The sequence below is a fragment of the Bradyrhizobium ivorense genome (assembly GCF_900696085.1).
GTDB classification, from domain to species: Bacteria; Pseudomonadota; Alphaproteobacteria; order Rhizobiales; family Xanthobacteraceae; genus Bradyrhizobium; species Bradyrhizobium ivorense.
This window is the reverse complement of record NZ_CAADFC020000032.1, coordinates 102735-118973: the sequence shown is the minus strand read 5'-3', so window position 1 is coordinate 118973 and position 16239 is coordinate 102735. Positions and strand designations below refer to the sequence as shown.

Annotated in this window: 16 protein-coding genes; 11 read left to right on the top strand and 5 right to left on the bottom strand. The window is 65.7% G+C overall.

What is annotated here, in order from left to right:
* Positions 1–31: 31 nt before the first annotated feature.
* The 4 genes from CI41S_RS37925 (at position 32) to CI41S_RS37910 (ending at position 4169) form a co-directional block, all read left to right on the top strand.
* On the top strand, positions 32–1201 hold the full coding sequence (locus CI41S_RS37925; protein ID WP_139864135.1) for an acyl-CoA dehydrogenase family protein: 1170 nt from the start codon (positions 32–34) through the stop codon (positions 1199–1201).
* A 9-nt stretch (positions 1202–1210) separates the two neighbouring features.
* Positions 1211–2311: a CaiB/BaiF CoA transferase family protein gene (locus CI41S_RS37920; RefSeq protein WP_139864134.1), complete on the top strand. Its 1101-nt coding sequence runs from the start codon at positions 1211–1213 to the stop codon at positions 2309–2311.
* A 26-nt stretch (positions 2312–2337) separates the two neighbouring features.
* Positions 2338–3192, top strand: a complete 855-nt coding sequence (locus tag CI41S_RS37915) for an HTD2 family dehydratase (RefSeq protein ID WP_139864133.1) — start codon at positions 2338–2340, stop codon at positions 3190–3192.
* Between the two features lie 89 nt (positions 3193–3281).
* Positions 3282–4169, top strand: coding sequence for an MBL fold metallo-hydrolase (locus CI41S_RS37910; protein WP_139864132.1), 888 nt, complete (start codon positions 3282–3284; stop codon positions 4167–4169).
* Here CI41S_RS37910 and CI41S_RS37905 read toward each other — a convergent pair whose 3' ends face one another.
* Positions 4170–4463 carry a putative quinol monooxygenase gene (locus CI41S_RS37905; RefSeq protein WP_139864131.1) on the bottom strand — a complete coding sequence of 98 codons (294 nt, stop codon included), beginning with the start codon at positions 4461–4463 and terminating at the stop codon, positions 4170–4172.
* 23 nt (positions 4464–4486) lie between these two features.
* Positions 4487–5095: a VOC family protein gene (locus CI41S_RS37900; RefSeq protein ID WP_139864130.1), complete on the bottom strand. Its 609-nt coding sequence runs from the start codon at positions 5093–5095 to the stop codon at positions 4487–4489.
* Between the two features lie 114 nt (positions 5096–5209).
* Here CI41S_RS37900 and CI41S_RS37895 point away from each other — a divergent pair, with 114 nt between their 5' ends.
* The 4 genes from CI41S_RS37895 to blaBJP all read left to right on the top strand — a co-directional run bounded on the left by CI41S_RS37895 (position 5210) and on the right by blaBJP (position 8321).
* Complete coding sequence (locus CI41S_RS37895) at positions 5210–5707, top strand: winged helix-turn-helix transcriptional regulator (protein WP_139864129.1); 498 nt, start codon at positions 5210–5212, stop codon at positions 5705–5707.
* Between the two features lie 111 nt (positions 5708–5818).
* Positions 5819–6202: a tautomerase family protein gene (locus tag CI41S_RS37890; protein WP_139864128.1), complete on the top strand. Its 384-nt coding sequence runs from the start codon at positions 5819–5821 to the stop codon at positions 6200–6202.
* A gap of 78 nt (positions 6203–6280) precedes the next feature.
* Positions 6281–7327, top strand: coding sequence for a histidinol-phosphate transaminase (gene hisC, locus CI41S_RS37885; protein WP_139864127.1), 1047 nt, complete (start codon positions 6281–6283; stop codon positions 7325–7327).
* 106 nt (positions 7328–7433) lie between these two features.
* Complete coding sequence (blaBJP, locus tag CI41S_RS37880; RefSeq protein ID WP_139864126.1) at positions 7434–8321, top strand: BJP family subclass B3 metallo-beta-lactamase; 888 nt, start codon at positions 7434–7436, stop codon at positions 8319–8321.
* A 49-nt stretch (positions 8322–8370) separates the two neighbouring features.
* Here blaBJP and CI41S_RS37875 read toward each other — a convergent pair whose 3' ends face one another.
* Positions 8371–9288 carry an MBL fold metallo-hydrolase gene (locus CI41S_RS37875; RefSeq protein WP_139485779.1) on the bottom strand — a complete coding sequence of 306 codons (918 nt, stop codon included), beginning with the start codon at positions 9286–9288 and terminating at the stop codon, positions 8371–8373.
* Between the two features lie 232 nt (positions 9289–9520).
* Between CI41S_RS37875 and CI41S_RS37870 the strand changes: the two genes are divergently transcribed.
* The 3 genes from CI41S_RS37870 (at position 9521) to CI41S_RS37860 (ending at position 14129) form a co-directional block, all read left to right on the top strand.
* On the top strand, positions 9521–9712 hold the full coding sequence (locus CI41S_RS37870; RefSeq protein WP_139864125.1) for a hypothetical protein: 192 nt from the start codon (positions 9521–9523) through the stop codon (positions 9710–9712).
* A 133-nt stretch (positions 9713–9845) separates the two neighbouring features.
* A complete protein-coding gene (gene mdlC / locus CI41S_RS37865; protein ID WP_139864124.1) occupies positions 9846–11474 on the top strand; it encodes a benzoylformate decarboxylase in 1629 nt (542 codons plus the stop codon).
* Positions 11475–11762: 288 nt separating this feature from the next.
* Entirely contained in the window at positions 11763–14129 is a 2367-nt protein-coding gene (locus CI41S_RS37860; protein WP_244626817.1) for a phospholipase C/P1 nuclease family protein, read from the top strand.
* A gap of 286 nt (positions 14130–14415) precedes the next feature.
* Here the strand turns inward: CI41S_RS37860 and CI41S_RS37855 are convergent, their stop codons facing one another.
* Entirely contained in the window at positions 14416–15210 is a 795-nt protein-coding gene (locus tag CI41S_RS37855) for an SDR family oxidoreductase (RefSeq protein WP_139864123.1), read from the bottom strand.
* 243 nt (positions 15211–15453) lie between these two features.
* Positions 15454–16149 carry a PAQR family membrane homeostasis protein TrhA gene (gene trhA / locus CI41S_RS37850; RefSeq protein ID WP_139864122.1) on the bottom strand — a complete coding sequence of 232 codons (696 nt, stop codon included), beginning with the start codon at positions 16147–16149 and terminating at the stop codon, positions 15454–15456.
* Positions 16150–16239: the final 90 nt, after the last annotated feature.

Genomic DNA, 16239 nt, shown 5'->3' with positions numbered 1-16239 from the left:
CTCTGGTACAACCTCTCGACAAGAAGAACCCATGACCGTACACGAACAGCAGCTCGACGATCATTCCGACATCCGCGACGCCGTCGCAAAACTCTGCGCGCAGTTTCCCGGCGAATACTGGCGCAAGCTCGATCGCCAGATGGCCTATCCGAAGGAATTCGTCGATGCGCTGACGGAGGCCGGCTATCTCTCGGTGCTGATCCCGGAGGAATATGGCGGCGCGGGCCTGAAGCTGTCGGCGGCGGCGGCGATCCTGGAAGAGATCCAGCGCGCCGGCTGCAACGGCGGCGGCTGCCACGCCCAGATGTACACGATGGGCACCGTGCTGCGGCACGGCAACGACGCGCAGAAGGCGAAGTATTTGCCGAAGGTCGCGACGGGCGAATTGCGGCTGCAGGCGTTCGGCGTCACCGAGCCGACCAGCGGCACTGATACCTCGTCGCTGAAGACCACAGCGCGCCGCGACGGCGACCACTACGTCGTCAACGGCCAGAAGATCTGGACCAGCCGCGCCGAACATTCCGACCTGATGATCCTGCTCGCACGCACCACGCCGAAGGAGCAGTCGCGCAAGCGCACCGACGGGCTCTCGGTGTTCATCGTCGACATGCGCGAGGTCAAGGGCAAGGGTCTGGAGATCCGCCCCATCAGAACCATGATGAACCACGCCACGACCGAGGTGTTCTTCACCGACATGAAGGTGCCGGCGGAGAACCTGATCGGCGACGAAGGCAAGGGTTTTCGCTACATCCTCTCCGGCATGAATGCCGAGCGCATCCTGATCGCCGCCGAATGCATCGGCGACGCAAAGTGGTTCATCGCCAAGGCGACCAACTACGCCAAGGAGCGCAGCGTGTTCGGCCGGCCGATCGGCCAGAACCAGGGCATTCAATTCCCGATTGCGAAGGCCTACGCCTCGATGCGCGCGGCCGAGCTGATGGTGAAGGAAGCCACCCGCAAATACGAGGCCGGGCTCGACTGCGGCGCCGAGGCCAACATGGCCAAGATGCTGGCGGCGGATGCCTCCTGGGAAGCGGCCAATGCCTGCGTGCAGACACATGGCGGCTTCGGTTTCGCCGAGGAGTACGACGTCGAGCGCAAATTCCGCGAAACCCGGCTCTATCAGGTGGCGCCGATCTCGACCAACCTGATCCTCTCCTTCGTCGCCGAGCATGTGCTCGGCATGCCCCGCTCCTACTGAGTTCGCATCATGCTGCCGCTTGAGGGATTGACCGTCATCGCCGTCGAACAGGCGGTTGCCGCGCCGTTCTGCTCGTCGCGCCTGGCCGACGCCGGCGCCCATGTCATCAAGATCGAACGGCCCGAGGGTGATTTCGCCCGCGGCTATGACGCCGCGGCGAAGGGCCAAAGCAGCTATTTCGTCTGGCTCAACCGCGGCAAGGATTCCGCGGTGGTCGATCTCGCCACCAAGGAAGGCCGCGCGCAGCTTGAAGACCTGATCGCAGGCGCCGACGTGCTGCTGCAGAACCTCAAGCCCGGCTCGATGGACAAACTGGGCTTTTCGCGCGAGCGGCTGCGCAAGGACTATCCGAAGCTGATCATGTGCACGATTACCGGTTATGGTGACAGCGGCCCCTATGCCGACCGCAAGGCCTATGACCTCCTGATCCAGGCCGAGAGCGGGCTTGCCTCGATCACCGGCGGCCCCGAGGGCGCCTCGCGCGTCGGCATGTCGATCGTCGACGTCGCGACCGGCGCCACCGCGCATGCCGCGATCCTCGAGGCGCTGATCGGACGCGGCCGCACCGGCGAGGGAGCCGATATCCGGATCTCGATGTTCGACGTGATGGCGGACTGGCTCACCGTGCCGCTGCTCAATGCCGAGGACGGCAAGGCGCCCAAACGTATCGGCCTCGCCCATCCCTCGATCGCGCCCTACGGCGTGTTCCGCTCCAGGGACGGCAAGGAGATCCTGATCTCGATCCAGAGCGAGCGCGAGTGGAAGACGCTGTGCGCCAAAGTGCTCGATCAGCCGGCCCTTCCCGACGATCCGCGCTTTGCCAACATGGTCGAGCGGGTGCGCAACCGCGCGCTGACCGACGGGATCGTCGGCGAGGCCTTCGGCCGGCTGACGCGCGAGCAGCTGCTGGCGAAGCTTGCGGAGGCGGACATCGCGTTCGCCGAAGTCAACAGCATGGACGACCTCGCGAAACATCCGCATCTGCGTCGCATCGAGGTCGACACGCCGAACGGCAAGGTCAGCTATCCGGCTCCGGCCGCGATCGTGGTCGGCGCGGACAGGCATTACGGCAAGGTGCCCGCGATCGGCGAGCGCATCAAACGGTCTTAAGATTTCTCCTGCTCGGGCAAAATCTCATGAGCGACAAAATCGACCTCGATCATCTCCGCCAGTGGATCGGCCGCAGCACGGAGGCCTCCGACGTCGTCACCAAATATCTGGTGATGGGGCTGCGCGCGACGCTGTTCCAGGAAATCGGCGAGCCGAAGGCCGGCGACGCCGCGCCGTGGACCACGCATTGGTGCCTGGCGCAGCCGGTGTTTCCGATGTCGCAGCTCAGCCCGGACGGCCATCCGACCCGCGGCGGCTTCCTGCCGCCGGTACCGCTGCCGCGCCGGATGTGGGCCGGCGGCGAACTGGAATTCCTCGACGCGTTGCGGATCGGCGACGAGGCGAAGCGGACTTCGCGCATTGCCGACGTCACGGTGAAGTCGGGCTCGACCGGCACGCTGTGCTTCGTCTCGGTCAATCACGAGGTGACGACCTCGCGCGGCGTTGCGATCCGCGAGCGGCAGGACATCGTGTATCGCGAGATGACCAGCACCCCGGCCGCCGCACCCGCCAAGGCGCCGCCGCCTCCGCCGGCCGCGCAGCATCGCGAGAGCCACGTCTCCGATCCGGTGCTGCTGTTTCGTTATTCCGCGCTGACCTTCAACGGCCACCGCATCCATTACGACCGCGACTACGTCACCAAGGTCGAGGGCTATCCGGGCCTGATCTTCCACGGCCCGCTGCAGGCCGCCTTCATCGTCGAGCTCGCCGCAAAGCTGCGCGGCGGCAAGCCGCCGAAGAAGTTTTCCTATCGCGGCGTGCAGCCGCTGTTCGAGGGCAGCGAGTTCTCGATCAACGCCAACGACAAGGACGGCGCCATGGAGCTGTGGACCGCCAATGCCGAGGGCCAGCCGACCATGAAGGGCACAGCGACCTGGTGAGAACCTGACGGCTCCCTCCCCGCAATTCGCCAGCGTAGCGCCGCCGTGCTACGCTCGGGGTAGCACCGGATTGCGGGACAGGAGCTGTCATGCGCTTTGCGATCGGCGACACGACGGTCGACGTCATCGTCGACGATGACGATTTTATCGCGCCGCTCTCGGAATTCTTCCCGGGCTACGTTCCGGAGTTGATCGCGGCGCATCGCGGCACGCTGGAGCCCGACTTCGTCGATCTCGCGCGGGGTCTCGCCAGGTTCGCGATCCAGAGCTTCGTGCTGCGAAGCGGCGGACGAACGCTGCTGATCGATTGCTGCATCGGCGACCACAAGGAGATTCCCGAGATCCCGGGGTGGCACCAGCGGCGCGGCAGCGGCTTCCTCGACCGCATGCGGCGGAGCGGCGTCGATCCTGCCGCGATCGATCTGGTGTTCTGCACCCATCTGCACGTCGATCACGTCGGCTGGAACACGCTGCGTGACAATGGCCGCTGGGAGCCGACCTTTCCCAATGCGCGCTATCTGTTCGGACGTCGCGAGCTCGCCGACTGGATGGCGCAGCACGATGCCGGACGCGCGCCGCCGATCCATGCCCGCGCGCTCGAGCAGAGCGTGATTCCGATCGTCGAGGCCGGCCGCGCCGATCTGGTCGACGACGGCTACGAGCCCGGTCCGGGGCTGCGGCTCGTCCCATTGCCGGGCCATACGGGCGGCCAGATGGGGCTTGTCGTCGAGCAGGCGCAGCAGCGCGCGATCTTTTGCGGCGATGCGATCCACAATCCGCTGCAGATCTTCCAGCACGGCCTGTCGACGTCATCCTGCGCCGACCCGCAGTTGGCGCGCGAGACGCGCACCAAGATCCTTGCCGAGGCCGCGGACAGCGGCCGGCTGGTGGTGCCGGCGCATTTCCGCGGCCCGCGTTGCGCGCATATCCGCGCGCAGGGCGGCGGCTACGCGCCGGTGTTCGACGCCAACGTGTAGCTACTCAGCCGGCGTGCACCATGTCCCGGCAACCTTGACGCCGAATTCGGCGCTCTCCTTGCGGAACTGGGCGATCGACGGCGCATTGCGATGCGCCTCGAACGCCGCCTCGTCCTGGTAGACTTCGTGGAGCAGCAGTTTTGCAGCATCGTCGCGCGGCACCAGCACATTGAACTCGAGCGTGCCCGGCTCGTCCTTCAGCGAGCGGGTGCGGTGTGCCATCAACAGCGGCAGCACCTTGTCGCGCGTCCCCGGCGCGACGTCGATGGTGGCGATGATTGCGAGCTTGGGCATACCAGTTACTCCTGCTTGGCAGCTCACTCGGGCAGCGGCTTGCCGGCCTGCTCGCGGACGATGTACTCGGCGTACCAATCCGGCCAGTTCGCATCGTGCCCGCCGGTACGCTTCTCGTGCTCGCCATGCGCGGCGGAGGCGCGACGCAGCGCGGCGGCAAGATCGGCCGACGAGGTGAAGGTCGTGCTGTTGCCGTCGACGCGTCCGGGCAGACGCTGCGTCACCTGCTGCAGCAGCCAGGCATTGCCGTCGGGATCGTTGAAGGTGGCGAGCGAGCCGTAGCTCGGCCGCTCCGGGTCCGGCCCGCTGACCGGGCCCTGCGGCCCGCGGTGAAACACCTCGCTGACATCGGCGCCGCGCGCGATCAGCTCGGCGCGCGCCGCCTCGATGTCGGTGACGATCAGGAAACGCGGCAACGGTGCGCCGCTGCCGAGATGGATCGAGGCCGGCGAGCCGGGCGGCGTCAGCTGAACGGCGCGCGAGCCGTCGGGCCTGACGAAATCGGCATCGAGCCGCCAGCCCAGATGCTGATAGAACTGTTTGGCCCGATCGATGTCCGAGACGGGAATTACCACCACTTCGAGCTTCAGATCGACTGAAGCAGCGCTCGCTGCCTTGGTTTCGGTGGTCATGGCTCGCTCCCTGGATTGTGATGACCGCGCAACGGCACGTGTTGAATCCGCATTTGACAATATCCACGTTACTATGAAATTCATAGTAACAAGCCCAATGAAGAAACCGTGATCATGAAGGACAAGACAGCTGACCAAACGCTCTGCCCCGTCGCTCGTGCAGAAGCCGTGGTCGGCGACCGCTGGACGGTGCTGATCCTGCGCGAACTGTTCGCACGCAACCACCGCTTCGAGGAGATCCAGGCCTACACCGGCGGCACGCCGCAGATGATCGCGGCGCGGCTGAAGAAGCTGGAGACCGACGGACTGGTAACGCGGCGCGTCTACAATAAGCGTCCGCTGCGCCACGAATATCACCTGACGAAGAAGGGCGAGGCGTTTTTCCCTGTCATGTTCGCGCTGCGCGCCTGGGGCGAGACCTGGTGCAAGTCGCCCAGGGAAGGCCTTTCCATGAACTACACGCATTTCAGTTGCGGCAAGCCGACCGGGCTCGGCCCTGTCTGCCAGAGCTGCGGCGAGCCGCTGCACTGGCCGGATGTGGTCGCGGAGCGATCGCCGAAATACCAGAAAGAGCGCGACGCGCGCTGGGAGGCGTTCAAGGCGAGCCGCTGAAATTCCGCGCGCCGGCGCGAGAGACGACGCTCCAGAAGCGATCGCCCTTCGCAGCGCTTCCAATCACGCAGGACCGGTCCGGCCGAGGCCCGCGCAACAAGGAAGACCAATATGCCATTCGTTCGCATCGACCTGAAGCGCGGCAAGTCCGCCGAATACCGCAAGACCCTCGGCGAGATCGTCTACAAGGCGATGACCGACCTGATCAACGTGCCCGAGAACGACAAATTCCAGGTCATCACCGAGCACGATCGCGGCGATCTGAACTATGCCGAAAACTATCTCGGCAACACCTACAGCGATGACATCGTGTTCATCCAGATCACGCTCAACGCCGGACGCACGGTCGAGATGAAGAAGGCGTTCTACAAGCGCATCGTGGACGACTTCCAGAGCCAGCTGGGCGGACGGCCGGACGATGTTGTCATCAATCTGGTCGAGGTCGCCAAGGAGAACTGGTCGTTCGGCCACGGCATCGCCCAATACGCGACCTGAGCAAGGCTTTCATCGCGGCGTGCAATCGCCTAGTGTGATGCGATCTACAATTTGGTCGCATTATTCGGATCGGAGATCATGAGTCGGTTCTGGAGTTCGGTCGTCCACAATCTGTCGCCATACGTGCCCGGCGAACAGCCGAAGATCGCCGGCCTCGTCAAGCTCAATACCAACGAGAATCCCTACCCGCCGTCGCCGCGCGCGCTGGCCGCGATCGCCGCCGCGGTGGATCGTTTGCGGCTCTACCCCGACCCGCACGCCACATTGCTGCGCGAGACGATCGCCGCGCGCTACGGCGTCGCGCCGGACGAAGTGTTCGTCGGCAACGGCTCCGACGAGGTGCTGGCGCACACCTTCCAGGCGCTGCTGAAGCATGATGCGCCGCTGCTGTTCCCCGATATCACCTACAGCTTCTACCCGGTCTATTGCGGCCTCTATGCTGTCGGCTACGAAGAGGTGCCGCTCGACGCCGCGATGCGGATCGCGCTCGCCGACTACCGGCGGCCATGCAGCGCGGTCCTGCTAGCCAATCCGAACGCGCCGACCGGCATCGCCTTGCCGCGCGACGCAATCGAGGCCCTGGTGGCCGAACGTCCGGACCGGCTGGTGGTGATCGACGAGGCCTATGTCGATTTCGGCGCCGAGAGCGCCGTGCCGCTGGTCATCAGCCACGACAACCTGCTGGTGGTGCAGACTCTCTCCAAGTCACGCGCGCTGGCCGGGCTGCGGGTCGGCTTTGCCATCGGGCAACGGCCGCTGATCGAGGCGCTGGAGCGGGTCAAGGACAGTTTCAACTCCTATCCGCTGGATTGCCTCGCCATCGCCGGCGCGACCGCGGCGCTCGAGGACGATGCCTGGTTTCAGGAGACGCGACAGCGCATCATCACAAGCCGCGAGGCGCTCGCCCATGACCTTTCTACGCTTGGCTTCGAGGTGCTGCCGTCGCACGCCAACTTCGTGTTCGCGCGCCATCCCGGGCATCGCGGTGCCGACCTCGCGGCCCGGCTGCGCGAGCGCGGCGTGCTGGTGCGGCATTTCAAGAAACCGCGGATCGAGGATTTCTTGCGCATCACGGTCGGAACCGAGGATGAATGCGGCCGCCTGATCGCACTGCTGCGTGACTAGCTCTGATCGTGCATGGCGGTCCGCCGCGCCCGTCGCTTGCGGTCGGGAGCGGCGCCACGCATAGTGCCGCCGCGCGTGCATAAACAACAAGAACGGGGAGGCAATCATGAGAACGCTCGCAGCCGCACTGTGCGCCCTGGCGCTGATCACGACCGGCGCGCAGGCGCAGTCGCTGAAGGACTTCATGGCGACCGTCATGAAGAAATGGACCGCGCCGTTCGAGCCGTTCAACCTGATCGGCAACATCTATTATGTCGGCACCGACGGGATCGCGGTCTACGTCATCAAGACGTCGCAGGGTCTGATCCTGATGGACACCGCGATGCCGCAGTCGACCGGCATGATCAAGGACAATATCGCAAAACTCGGCTTCAAGCCCGGCGACATCAAGATCATCCTCAACAGCCATGCGCATCTCGATCACACCGGCGGCTTTGCCGAGATCAAGCAGGAGACCGGCGCGCAGCTGATCGCCGGCGAGCGCGACAAGCCGTTGCTGGAAGGCGGCTACTATCCGGGCGACGAGAAGAACGCCGATCTCGGCTTTCCGCCGGTCAAGGTCGATCGCACCGTCAAGGAAGGCGACAAGGTGACGCTCGGCGACGTGACGCTGATCGCGCATGCGACGCCCGGCCATTCACCCGGCTGCACCAGCTGGGAGATGACCGTCAGCGACGGCGGCCAGAACCGTACGGTGCTGTTCTTCTGCAGCGGGACGGTGGCGCTCAATCGCCTGGTCGGCAACCCGACCTATTCCGGCATCGTCGACGACTATCGCTCGACGTTTGCGAAGGTCAAGGCGATGAAGGTCGACGTGCTGCTCGGACCGCATCCGGAAGTCTACGACATGCAGGCCAAGCGCGCGCAGATGAAGGACGGTGCAGCAAACCCGTTCGTCAAGCCCGGCGAGAACGCGACCTATGTCGGCGGGCTGGAGCAGGATTTCGACAAGCAGTTCGCCAAGCAGACGGCCGCGCTGCACAAGGCCAATTAGGGCGCGCCAAACAGCGCGCCCTCGTTTTCGGCCCTTACGTGACAAGCGCTCAGTAGTCCCAGTAGACCGGCACCCAGCGGAAGGCATCGCCGTCGACGGCCACATGGCCGATCGACGGGAACGGCAGGTGCGTGGCCACCAGGAGGCTGCGGGTCTTTGCCAGTTCCTGCAGCAGACGAACCCGAACGCGGGCCGCCTCCGCGGGGTCGTGCTCAAAGCCGTTGTACCAGTCGGGGTGCTCGAACCCGACCGTGAACACGGCGTCGCCGGCGAACATCAGCCGGTCGCCGCCGGACGCCACGCGGACCACGCTGTGCCCGGGGGTGTGGCCGCCGGTGCGCGTGACGACCACGCCCGGCGCCACTTCATGCTTCTCCTCGAAGGTGCGCAGATGGTTCTGGTATTCCTTCGTGAACCGCTTGGCGGCGGCCCGCAGCGCGTCCGGGAACCCGGGCGGCATGGCGACGCGGGAGAAATCGGGCGATTCCCAGAACTCGATCTCGGAGGCCGCGACATGGATCCGCAGGTCCGGACGCAGCCGCTCCTTCACCCCGTCGACGATCAGCCCGCCGACATGGTCCATGTGCATGTGCGTCAGCACCACGTCGGTCACCGACCCGAGATCGATGCCGGCGGCCTCCAGTCGCTTGGTCAGCTGCCCGGCCCGCGGCAGGTTCAATTGCGGGTCGAAGCCGAGCCCGGCGTCGACCAGGATGGTCTGGCTACCGCTGCGCACCACGACCACGTTCAGCGCCCAATCGAACGCGTCCGACGGCAGGAACATGTCTTTCAGCCAGGCCGCCCGGACGGCCGGGTCGGCATTGTGGGCCAGCATCGCGCCTGGCAGCGGCAGCACGCCGTCGCTGACCACCATCACGTCGATCTCACCGATCTTCAGTGCGTAGCGCGACGGAACCAGCTCTTCGGGGCTGTGCCCTGCGGAGTGTGAAGTGTTGTCGAGGTCCATGTGTGTCTCCTCCTGACCGCCCGCCCTGCGGATGCGTCGACGACGCCACGCCGGCGGTAGCTTCGACCTTTAGCGAGCCGGATCCGCCGCTGCCCCAGAGCGATTGTCGTCGTTGCAGAGCGATTGCTGCCAAGGCGAGAGCTTGATCCCGGCGCCGCTCCCGCCGCCCCCGGCGGCCGGCGCTGGAACGCAATCGCACGTCGCGCGTTCCTCGCCCCAGACGGAGGACGCCATGCTTAGAGACGAACAGGTCGCGGTTCTCCGCGACATCGCCCAGTCCATTGCCTTTGCCGACGACATGCAAGGCGAGGTCGACAGGCTCATCAAGGAGGGATACGTCGCAATGGACGGCGATCTCTACGAGTTGACGCCCAAGGCGCAGAAGCTGTTGTCGGATCGCGGGGCGGGGCTCAACGAAGCGTAACGCGCAGGCGCGCCCGCAGCTTGACATTATCGGGCAATCCATCGACAGGTGGATTGCTTTTCCGCGTGTGCTCCCCGCGCAATGGCGGAAGGCCAAAACACCATAAGACACCAGCAATGGGAGCCAGCGCCCGATGTCGTCCCGCAAACCCGCCGCCGCGAAAGGCAAGACCGTCACCGTCAAGGACGCCACCTTCGGCCTGTTGCGCGCGTGGGGCATCAAGAAGGTGTTCGGCAATCCCGGCTCGACCGAGCTGCCGTTCCTGAGCGACTGGCCCGACGACATCGATTACGTGCTCGGCCTGCAGGAAGCCGCCGTCGTCGGCATGGCCGACGGCTACGCGCTGGCGACGCGCAATGCCGGCTTCGTCAATTTGCATTCGGCGGCCGGCGTCGGCAACGCGCTCGGCAACATCTACAACGCCTATCGCAACCAGACGCCGCTGGTGATCACGGCGGGACAACAGGCGCGCTCGATCATGCCGCTGCAGGCATTCCTCTACGCCGAGCGCGCCAGCGAATTCCCGCGGCCGTATGTCAAGTTCGCGGTCGAGCCGGCGCGCGCCGAGGACGTGCCGGCCGCGATCGCGCGCGCCTATTACGTCGCGATGCAGCCGCCCTGCGGGCCGACCTTCGTCTCGGTGCCGATCGACGACTGGGCGCACGCGACGCAGCCGCTCGAGGCGCGCCGGGTCAGCCGCGAGATCGGCCCCGATCGATCCGCGATGGAAGCGCTGGTGGCGGCGCTCGCCGATGCCAAGCGCCCTGCCCTCGTGGTCGGCCCCGCCGTCGATCGCGCGGAGGCGGTCGACCTGATGGTGAAGGTCGCCGAAAAGGCAAAAGCCGCGGTCTGGGTCAGCCCGTTCTCGGCGCGCTGCTCATTCCCCGAGCGCCATCCGCAATTTGCCGGTTTTCTGCATGCCGCGCCCGGCCAGCTCTCCGACGCGCTGCGCGAGCATGATCTCGTCGTCGTGATCGGCGCGCCGGTGTTCACCTTCCATGTCGAAGGCCATGCCGCGATCTTCGACGGCGCCACCACGATCTTCCAGATCACCGACGATGCCGACGCTGCGGCGATCACGCCCGCGGGCCACAGCATCATCGCGACCATGAGGCCGGCGCTCTCAGTGCTGCTCGAGATGCTGGGCGAAACCAAGCGCGCCGCGCCGGCCGGCCGCATCCTGCCGCCCGCGCCCGCGGCCGGCGATCCGATCCCCGCCGAATACGCGCTGCATGCGCTCGCCGCCGCGATGGTACCGCACGACGCGTTGGTCGAGGAAATACCCTCGCACCGGCCGCTGATGCAGAAGACGATGCCGATGCGCGGCCAGGACAGTTTTTACACCATGGCGAGCGGCGGGCTCGGCTACAGCCTGCCGGCCGCGGTCGGCATGGCGCTGGGCCGCCGCGAGGGCCGTACCGTCTGCCTGATCGGCGACGGCTCGGCGATGTATTCGATCCAGGCGCTGTGGACCGCAGCGCAACGCAAGCTGCCGCTGACCGTGGTGGTGATGAACAATTCCGGCTACGGCGCGATGCGCTCGTTCAGCCAGGTGATGCAGGTGCGCAACGTGCCGGGCCTCGAACTGCCCGGCATCGATTTCGTCAAGCTCGCGCAAGGCATGGGCTGCGATGCGGTGCGAGTGACCAAATCGGCCGAGCTCGCGGGTGCCTACAAACGCGGGCTGTCGTCGGCGGGGACCAGCCTGATCGAGGTGATGGTGGATTCGGCGGTGCCGCTGCTCTACGCGCAGAAGGCTTAGCGGCGAGCCCACATCAGCTCTTCACTACCCGTCATCCTGAGGTGCTCGCCTCTTCGGCGAGCCTCGAAGGATGAATCGGCCCGGCTGGTGGCCGTGCATCCTTCGAGGCTCGCAAGAGCTCGCACCTCAGGATGACGGATTACGGTGTTCTCTCCCGGCCACACCGCCGCGCAACGCGCACTCTCTCCGCCGATCATTTTTCGCAATTTGTAGCCCGCGTCACACTCCTGTTGCCCGCCGTGATGTCAAATCCCGCCGCGCATTTTCATTGCCCGTTGGGAGAGTGTCATGCCCCCTAGCACCACCGTCGCAGCCAAGGCCGCAGCACCGGCCGCCGCCCCTCCCGCGAGCCGCGCCCACTCGCCCGAGCGTTCCGAATACGACGCGCTCTCGATGCTCGATCTGCTCGATGCGCGCGAGCAGTACCACGTGCATCTGATGCGGCATCCCAAGGTGCTGGCGACCGCGATCGGCTACTACCGGATCCGCAAGGAGGGCGTGGCGCCCGACGGACCGCGTAACCTCGGCAACTCGGAGGTACGCTCCAATTCCTGGCCGGCCGTGCTGGTGTTCGTCGACGACTGGATCGCGGCCACCGAGTTCGGCAGCGGCCGTCGCTACAATGCCGACGAGGCGGTGCCGAAGACGCTGTATTTGCCGGACGGACGGCGTGTGCCGGTCTGCGTGATCGAGGCGCCGAAGGATCCGGTGAGCCCGGAGGCGCCGGCCGTGAAGCGGCATCCGCTGAACAATATCGGCAGCGGCAATCCGGTGTTCGTCGACGTGCAGAACCGCAATCATTTCGCGACCGTCGCCTGCCTCGTCACCGACGGCCACAAGGCCTATGCGCTGACCAACCGTCACGTCACCGGCGAGACCGGCGAAGTGCTGTCGTCGCAGCTCGGCGGCCGCGCCCAGCCGATCGGCACCTCGTCGCAGCACCAGGCGACGCGCGTGCCGTTTACCGACGTCTATCCGAGCTGGCCGGGCAAATCGGTCTACGTCAACATGGACGCCGGGCTGATCGACATCAAGGACGTCAACGCCTGGACCGCAAAGCTGCAGGACGGCTCGGTGATGGGCCCGATGGTCGACCTGTCCTCCGCGAATTTCCCGATGGCGCTGCTCGGCCGCATTGTCCGCGGCTACGGCGCCGCGTCGAGCCAGTGGATCAGCGGCGAAATCCAGGCGCTGTTCTATCGCTACAAGTCGAAGGGCGGGTTCGAATACATTTCCGACTTCTTCATCGGTCCGCGAACGCCGACCAAGGAGGCCCCGACGCCGCCGCCATTCGTCACCGTCCCCGGCGACTCCGGCACGCTCTGGCTGCTGGAACCGAGCGAGGGCGCCAGCCGCGTCGACAGTCTCGGTTCGAGCGACAAGCCGCGGCCGCTTGCGCTGCAATGGGGTGCCAACCGACTGTATTCGGCGCTGAGCCAGCAGCCGCATGCCTATGCGCTGGCAACCTGCCTCAGCACGATCTGCGACCGGCTCGATGTAGATGTCGTCAGAGACTGGAATCTGGACCAGCCGGACACCTGGGGCGCGGTCGGGCATTTTGCCATCGCAGGCCGCGTCAGCGGCGCGCTGTCCGAGGCCGTGCCGAAGCTCAAGGAATTGATGGACAACAACGCCGCCATCATCAGCCATGACGACGGCACCATCCTCAAGAGCGACTTCAAGAAGATGGGCGATCTCGACTTCATCCCGATGGCCGACGTGCCGGATTTCTTCTGGAAGCACGGCCATCAGGGCCACACGCGGCACTTCGAGGGCCCGAACCATTTCGCCGATATGGACCAGGTGCGCGACGAGGACGGCGTCGACCTGCTGACGTTGTGCAAGGATGCCAAGAACATCGACCCGAAGGTGTGGAACGAGTTCTATTCCAGCGTCGAGGATCTGCTGGAGCAGAAGCCGATCACGATGGAGCATCGCGGCCTGCTGCCGTTCCGGGTCTGGCAGATCTTCGACAAGATGGTCGAGTTCGTGCAGAACGACGAGATGGCCAATTTCGTCTGCGCCGCCGGCGTGCTCACCCACTACATCGGCGATTCCTGCCAGCCGCTGCACATCTCCTATCTGCACGACGGCGATCCGAAAAAGGCCACCAGCCACACCGTGCATCACCGCGACGGCACCACGGACGTCAAGCGCGTCCCGCTCGGCCAGGGGCTGCACAGCGCCTATGAAGACGGCATGGTCAATGCCCATCGCAAGGACATCCTCACCGCCCTCCGCAAGACGCCGGCCGTGGAGGCGCCGGAGCGGATCGGCAGCGGCTTCGATGCCGCCAAGGCGACCATCGATCTGATGCGCAAGACCTTCGAGGCGCTGCCGCCGGCCGACATGCTGCGGGACTATCTGGCCGCGATCAAGAACCACAAAGACACCAAGGCGATGTTCTGGGACAAGTACGGCGCGGGCACGATCACGGCGATGCAGGACGGCACGCATCTGCTCGCGGTGCTCTGGGAAAGCGCCTGGGTCGCCGGCGGCGGCGAGAGCAAGGACCGCGACACCTCCGCGCTCGAACCGCAGCAGGCGATGGACATCTGCGCGTCGGCAAATTTCCTCCCCTCGCGCAGCATCGCCGATATCGGCGAGCTGCTGAGCGACAAGCCGGCGAAGCCGAAGAAGAGCAAGAAGAAGTAGCGGGGCTGTCTGCCCGATATCGGCAATCCACGCCGCCACCGAAGCGTGAGGGAAGCCCAAGTGGACGGGTTCCCTCCCCCCTTGCGGGGGAGGGTTAGGGAGAGGGGTACCACACGACGTGCCCTCTCAATCTGCTTTCGGTGATGCACAGCCGAGATTGCGATAGCGAGCGATGCACTCGTCAATCATCTCGTCCGGGGCCACCCCTCTCCCCAGCCCTCCCCCGCAAGGGGGAGGGAGCCTGGCCAGCGTGCTCACCTCACACGCTCACCGACCTCGCCTGCCATCACTTCCCGTGCGTCTCGCGCATCTTGGCCTGGATCTTGGCCATGCCGCCGATCCAGCGGTCGTAATTCTCGGTCTTCTTGCGCATGTAGCCGAGCACCTGCGGGTGCGGGAGAATCAGGAACGTCTCCTGCTCGATGCCCTTGAGCGCGTCCTGCGCGACCTGCTCCGCGGTCAGATCGCCGTCGCCGGATTGCGGGCCCTTCGGGATCGAGCGCAGCATGTTGGTGTCGACGCCTTGCGGGCAGAGGATCGAGACCTTGATGTTGTCGGCGCGGTGCGAGATCGCGAGGTTTTCGGCGAAGCCGACCGCCGCGTGCTTGGTGGTCGAATAGGCCGGGCTGCCGACCTGCGAGAGCAGGCCCGCCGCCGAGATGGTGTTGAGGAAGTAGCCGCCGCCGCGCGCCTTCATGCGCGGCACCAGGTGCCGCGCCGCATAGACATGCGCCATGACGTGGATCGCCCAGCTCCGCGACCACGGCTCATCCGAGGTGCCGCCGGCGTTCACCGACAGCGGATCGAATCCACCGCCGATGCCGGCATTGGAGCAGAACAGCGCGATCGGGCCGAACATCCGCTCGGTCGCCTCGACCACGTGCAGGACGTTCTTCTCCTGCCCGACGTCACATTTGAACGCGGCGCCGCCGACGCTGGCTGCGACCTTCTCGGCCGCGGCGTGATCGAGATCGACCACCACGACCTTGGCCGCGCCTGCAGCATGGAACGCCTCGCACAACGCCTTGCCGATGCCGTTGCCGCCGCCGGTGACGACCACGACTTTATCAGCGACCTGCATGGCCATCCTCCCAAGATATTAGTTTGCGCACTTTGCTCACCTACCCCGCGCGTCCCGTCATCCTGAGGTGCGAGCTCTTGCGGCGCAATTGCGCCGCTGAGCGAGCCTCGAAGGATGCACGGCCCGGCTGGTGGCCGTCGACCCTTCGAGACGCCGCTTCGCGGCTCCTCAGGGTGACGGTGAGAGAGCGGAACGGCCTTATCCGGAAACATGATAGCCCATTCGACGGGATTGGCGAGGGCCTCAGCTTGCCAGCACGACGTCGAACACGGCGGTATAGTGGCAGGCGGCCCCGAGCAGCACGAAGCAGTGCCAGATCACGTTCTGGAAGCGCAGCCGGCGCCAGGAGTGGAAGATCACACCCAGGCTGTAGAGAATGCCGCCGGCCAGCACGAAGCCGAGCGCCATCGCCGGCAGCGCCTTTACCACCGCGTCGTAGAGCATGATGCCGCTCCAGCCCATCGCGAGATAGAGCCCGATCGAGAGCCGGTCGAAGCGGCCGGGATAGGTCAGCTTGAGCCAGATTCCGACGATCGCCACGCACCATACGCCGATCAGCAGCGCGATCGCGACATAGCTGTCCCGAAGCTGGACGATGAACGGCGTATAGGTCGCCGCGATCAACAGATAGATCGCCGAGTGATCGTAGCGCCGCAGCACCCATTTCGCGCGCGACACCGGCCAGAGATTGTAGGTCGCGGACAGCACCAGCATCGCCAGCAGGCCGGCGACATAGACCGACACCACGGCGACGTCGAACGGGCCGGCATAGACCGCGGTCAGCACGATCAGCGCGGTGGCGGCGATCAGCCCGAAGCAGATGCCGACGAGATGCACGACGCCGTCGGCGATCAGCTCGGCACGGTCGTAATTCCAGAGCACGGCGCCGGCCGCGTGGATCGAGTTCGAGGCGAGTTGCTTCAGGCGGAACACCGTCATGCCGGTACGCTTTCCTCTGGACCGATTAGGATGGGTATCGCTGGAGCGACGAAGCGTTCAATGCCTCGCCTGCAAAGGCGCCGGAAATGT

Excerpts from the sequence above, each read along its gene's own strand:
- CI41S_RS37905 (WP_139864131.1), bottom strand. The coding sequence starts at position 4,463 with ATGCCCAAGCTCGCAATCATCGCCACCATCGACGTCGCGCCGGGGACG.
- blaBJP (WP_139864126.1), top strand. The coding sequence starts at position 7,434 with ATGAGAACGCTCGCAGCCGCACTGTGCGCCCTGGCGCTGATCACGACC.
- CI41S_RS37895 (WP_139864129.1), top strand. The coding sequence starts at position 5,210 with ATGAAGGACAAGACAGCTGACCAAACGCTCTGCCCCGTCGCTCGTGCA.
- CI41S_RS37925 (WP_139864135.1), top strand. The coding sequence starts at position 32 with ATGACCGTACACGAACAGCAGCTCGACGATCATTCCGACATCCGCGAC.
- CI41S_RS37900 (WP_139864130.1), bottom strand. The coding sequence starts at position 5,095 with ATGACCACCGAAACCAAGGCAGCGAGCGCTGCTTCAGTCGATCTGAAG.
- CI41S_RS37870 (WP_139864125.1), top strand. The coding sequence starts at position 9,521 with ATGCTTAGAGACGAACAGGTCGCGGTTCTCCGCGACATCGCCCAGTCC.
- hisC (WP_139864127.1), top strand. The coding sequence starts at position 6,281 with ATGAGTCGGTTCTGGAGTTCGGTCGTCCACAATCTGTCGCCATACGTG.
- trhA (WP_139864122.1), bottom strand. The coding sequence starts at position 16,149 with ATGACGGTGTTCCGCCTGAAGCAACTCGCCTCGAACTCGATCCACGCG.
- CI41S_RS37875 (WP_139485779.1), bottom strand. The coding sequence starts at position 9,288 with ATGGACCTCGACAACACTTCACACTCCGCAGGGCACAGCCCCGAAGAG.
- CI41S_RS37910 (WP_139864132.1), top strand. The coding sequence starts at position 3,282 with ATGCGCTTTGCGATCGGCGACACGACGGTCGACGTCATCGTCGACGAT.
- CI41S_RS37860 (WP_244626817.1), top strand. The coding sequence starts at position 11,763 with ATGCCCCCTAGCACCACCGTCGCAGCCAAGGCCGCAGCACCGGCCGCC.
- CI41S_RS37915 (WP_139864133.1), top strand. The coding sequence starts at position 2,338 with ATGAGCGACAAAATCGACCTCGATCATCTCCGCCAGTGGATCGGCCGC.
- CI41S_RS37920 (WP_139864134.1), top strand. The coding sequence starts at position 1,211 with ATGCTGCCGCTTGAGGGATTGACCGTCATCGCCGTCGAACAGGCGGTT.
- CI41S_RS37890 (WP_139864128.1), top strand. The coding sequence starts at position 5,819 with ATGCCATTCGTTCGCATCGACCTGAAGCGCGGCAAGTCCGCCGAATAC.
- mdlC (WP_139864124.1), top strand. The coding sequence starts at position 9,846 with ATGTCGTCCCGCAAACCCGCCGCCGCGAAAGGCAAGACCGTCACCGTC.
- CI41S_RS37855 (WP_139864123.1), bottom strand. The coding sequence starts at position 15,210 with ATGCAGGTCGCTGATAAAGTCGTGGTCGTCACCGGCGGCGGCAACGGC.